Raw genomic sequence first — 4,195 nt, 5'->3', positions numbered from 1 at the left:
AGGCGCGCAACAACTCCAGCAAGCCGGGCGACAGCATCACCTTGCGGTCCTTCTGGCCCTTGCCCTGCTCGAAATGGATCAGCATGCGATCGCTGTCGATGTCGCCGATCTTGAGATTGCAGACCTCGGCCACCCGAAGCCCCGCGCCGTAGGAGATGCTGAGCGCGGCGCGATACTTGAGCCCGGGCCCGGGCCCGGGTGCGGCCATCAGGATGTCGGACACCTCCTCGACGCTGAACACCACGGGCAACTTCCGCGGTTCGGTGCGGAATTGCATGTAGCGCTTCATCTCATCCCGCCCGCAGGTCATGCCGAAAAAGAACCGCAGCGCCACGATCCGCACGTTGAACGTCGACGGCGTGACCCCGGTGTCCGTCATATGGAGCTGATAGGCGCGCAGATCCTCCGGGGTTGCCGTGTCGGGTGATCGCCCAAGGAAGGCCGCGAAATCCTTGATCGCCCGGATGTGCGACTTCTGCGCCTTGTCGCCCATCCCGCGGATGCGCATGTCTTCGATCATCCGCTGGCGCAACGGGCTTATTCTCTCCTCTGTCATGGGAACCTCCTGTCTGATTGAGAAGGTCCCAATCGTCAGGCAGGTCGTCCAGATCACGAAATGCGCATCGCTAAGGGCAACTCACCCCATCAGCCAAAAGCGCCAATGCCGCGGAGCGGCTTCGTCCCAGGGCTCACAGCCGGCCTCGATTCGGCACAGCATCCAACCGTTCTCGATTGGCATTATCGTCGAGGACGGCCCAGAGCCGCCCTCCATCGCAACCCGAGACGCTGCGGCTTTTGCATTCCTGCCGTTCGTGCCGGGCGCAGCATTTCGGAAACTTGTATGGCGGCAGAGCAACTTTCCGTACCCCAAACCAATGGCCGCTTTCAGGTCAAGACAATAGCCGTCGTTTTTGACCCTCGTCTCGTACTACCGCTACGTCAGCAGGTTTGCCCAGACAGAACCCCAAGGTAAAACGTAACCGCCGGGTTTGTACCGCGGTCGATCAGGCGGCCTCGTGCTGAGCGTTGGCAATCGGCACCCAGTTCTATTCGTAGGTCCAGTTGCTGCGCGGGTGCGACGCCGCAACTACGCCTGGAGGGTGACATCTCCGACAATTCGCTGGACACCCTTAGCAGCGTTCCGCTAAGCTTTTTCTCTTGGGGGACGCTTGTTTTTTTGGTTTCGTTGACCCCTACGAGGAATTTTATGTCAGATTAACGAGTTGGGGGTTCACATGCTGACAAATTCTAGCAGCAAACTGCACGTTGAGATGGTCTATTGGTTCAGACCACATCCCCAGGCATTTGTTTTTCCAAGGGCAAGGATGGCGCAGTTGTGGGGGTCGGATGCCATGCGGCTCCAACTCCGAGACTTTATGGTCCCCCACCTTCCAGGAAGCATCGACCTCACTTTCAGCGGCTTGCCGCTCGGTGGTCCTCGTCCATTGCGCACCTTGATCTTTCAGACGTGGCTGAAGACGCGGCGACCGGCGATCTTCATCCTTCTCAAGCACGTCGCTCAGCGAATTACGTCCGCAGAGCTGGCGCAGATCAAGGAAAAAGCGATCGCAGTTGGTGTGGATCACAAGGACAGTACCCTGTCGCGGGTCGATCTCGTGCAGTACGACTTCCACATCAGCTCGACCGAGACAGGACGTCGCGCGATCGAGGCGCTCCTTGATGAAGATTGCGTCGGAAGCACCAGCCGCCCGGCGGTGGAGGTTCTTTTTCAGAGCCACGACCGACGCCTCGAAACCCTGCAATTGATGCCGCCTGATCGGGTCTCGGCAGTTTACCTCGGGTTGCCGGCCAATGCGGCCATTCCCGAAACGCTATCGGATGACATCGAGATCATCGAAGTCGTGCGCAACCAAGATATGGATCGGGCGATGGGTGAACTCGGCAGACACAACTTTCACTACGCTGTACGCCCTGATCCGGCAAAAACCCTTCGGCGGACGTACAAACCCTTCACCAAGGGCGTCACTGCCGCCGCCTGCCGGTCCAACATCCTGGTGAACAGGCAGGTGGACGACGCGGTCGAGTTCCTGACCCCCGACTACCCTTATCTCTTGGAAAGCAACGCCCCCGAGCATGTGGTGGAAGGCTTCCGCAAGGCGCAGGAGGAGTTCGGCGGACCCGAATGGCACCGCGGCCTCGAGATCATGCGCAGCGTTCGCGAGCGTGTTTCCGGGCCGGCGCAAGCACGGCAGTTCGCGGCCATCGTGACGCGGGCCGCTGAACGTGCGGAACACCCCGTCATGAGTGGTCGGAAAGAGGGTTTGGCCGCGGCTTTTCCGCCGGCAGCCACGGATCTGGGCAAGGTAAAGGCGGTGGAATGACTCTGACAGAACATCTGGCGCGACTGAAGCGACCGATCCGCACCTCCGTCATCGGGATCGGTTCGATCGGGAAGGGCTTGGCCAACCAGTGCAAACTGACCCCCGGCTTCGAACTCGGCGCCATCGCCGACATTACCCTGCAGAAGGCCATCGACTGCGCCGAGTTCCTCGGGAGGCCGTATGCAGTCTGCGCAAACCCGGGCGAGATGCGCAAGGCGGCCGAGCGCGGGGAGCTTGTGGTGGCCGAAGATGGGGAACTGGTCGCCGCGGCCGACGGTCTCGACGTGATGATCGAGGCGACGAGCGCGGTTTATGGCGGCGCCGTACATGCCCGCACGGCGATGGCGCACGGCCAGCACGTGGTGATGATGAACTTCGAGGCTGAGCTCATGTACGGCCCCCTCCTCATGCGGGAAGCTGCGGCAAAGGGCGTCGTCTATACCTGCGCGGATGGCGATCAGCCCACGGCGATCAAGCAGATCGTCGACGACATCACGCTCTGGGGATTTGAGCCGGTCATGCTCGGCAACATGAAGGGCTTTCACGACCTCTACACGAACCCGACCAAGATCGCACCCGAGGCCGACAAGCGCGATCTCGACCACAAAATGTGCTCATCTTATACCGACGGCTCGAAACTCTGCGTCGAGATGGCGTCGCTCGCCAATGGGCTGAACGGGCGGGTTCTGCGGCCGGGGATGAACGGGCCGCGGATGGCGTCGATCCACGACATCTTCCAGCATTTCGACTTCACTTCGTTCTGGTCGCCCGGCGAGCGGCCCTATGTCGACTACGTCCTCGGCGCCAAGCCCTCGGGCGGCGTCTTCGTAATCGGCCACACCGCGGACGCCTTTCAGCAATTCACGCTCGACTGGTTCCCCCCCGACATGGGGCCGGGACCCTTTTACCTCTTCTACCGCCCTTACCATCTGGGGGCGATCGAGGCGTTGCGCTGCGTCGCCGAGGCGTATCTCTTCAAGTCGGCCCGGCTCGCGCCCGTGCACGGGATGAAGACCAATGTCTTCTGCTATGCCAAGCAGGACCTTTCCCCGGGCGACGAGATCGACGGTATGGGCGGCTACATGACCTATGGGCTGATCGAGAACCTTGATGCCGGCGAAAAACCGGGCCTGCCGCAGCTGATCTCGGACGGTATCCGCGTCAAGCGTGCCTTTCGAAAAGACGAGCGTATACTTCTTGAGGATTGCGAGTTCGATGCTGGGGCGCCGGAGTTCACTTTGTATCGCGATGCCTGTCGCCTATGATCTACGCTGTCCGTCGTGCCGGAGGAAGCCGAGCTGGCCGGGACGACCGGCGCCAGGAAACGCTACAACGTCCTGCCGATGGCCAGTACATACGAGGTCATCTGGCTCGACGCGTCCGGTTAGGAGCTTGCTCGGTCGCCGGACGAGTTTGGACTGTAGGACCGGTCCGACCTCGTCAATGATTATGTGCTTGATGCCTGCGAAGCCACCCCGCAAGGGTGGGACGTAGATTGGGTTGGTTGCAGATGGGTAGCTTTCCGCACCTCGCTTCACAGAGGGGGACAGGCGGCTCACGGCCCGAAAGCGGTCGTTGGTCGGTGCCGCAGCGAAGGTCTGGTTCCCGCCCCACGTGTCGAATACTGCACTCGCGCACCCGTAGTTGTGACCGGTAGGAAAGAGGCTGCACGCTACGCTAATTTATTGTAAGCCTACGCCGGGGGCCGTCTTCTTGCGCTGAAGATTTCCGCTTAGGTCCGACGTTATGTCCGACCATAGATACAGACCCGAAGTCGAGATCCTATCTGTCACCGATACCGGCCGCCGTCGGCGCTGGACGGATGCGCAGAAGGTTCGCATTGTTGAAGAAAG

Annotated in this window: 3 protein-coding genes and 1 pseudogene; 3 read left to right on the top strand and 1 reads right to left on the bottom strand. The window is 60.9% G+C overall.

Annotation, left to right across the window (positions count from 1 at the left end; translation table 11 throughout):
* The coding region (locus tag IM708_RS20460) for a site-specific integrase (protein WP_209428407.1) at positions 1–556 on the bottom strand (556 nt) is incomplete at its 3' end.
* Positions 557–1,325: 769 nt separating this feature from the next.
* Here IM708_RS20460 and IM708_RS20455 point away from each other — a divergent pair.
* The 3 genes and pseudogenes from IM708_RS20455 to IM708_RS21500 all read left to right on the top strand — a co-directional run.
* Complete coding sequence (locus IM708_RS20455; RefSeq protein WP_209428406.1) at positions 1,326–2,342, top strand: hypothetical protein; 1,017 nt, start codon at positions 1,326–1,328, stop codon at positions 2,340–2,342.
* Positions 2,339–3,607, top strand: a complete 1,269-nt coding sequence (locus tag IM708_RS20450) for a hypothetical protein (RefSeq protein ID WP_209428405.1) — start codon at positions 2,339–2,341, stop codon at positions 3,605–3,607. The genes IM708_RS20455 and IM708_RS20450 overlap by 4 nt, the downstream gene beginning before the upstream one ends.
* Positions 3,608–4,088: 481 nt before the next feature.
* A pseudogene (locus IM708_RS21500) lies at positions 4,089–4,195 on the top strand (IS66 family insertion sequence element accessory protein TnpB); the annotation flags it as partial.

Origin of the sequence: Pararhodobacter sp. SW119 (genome assembly GCF_017811755.1) — a bacterium.
In the GTDB taxonomy this organism is placed as follows: Bacteria; Pseudomonadota; Alphaproteobacteria; order Rhodobacterales; family Rhodobacteraceae; genus Pararhodobacter.
Note: the sequence above shows the minus strand (reverse complement) of the source record. Positions and strands in the feature narration are given on the sequence as shown.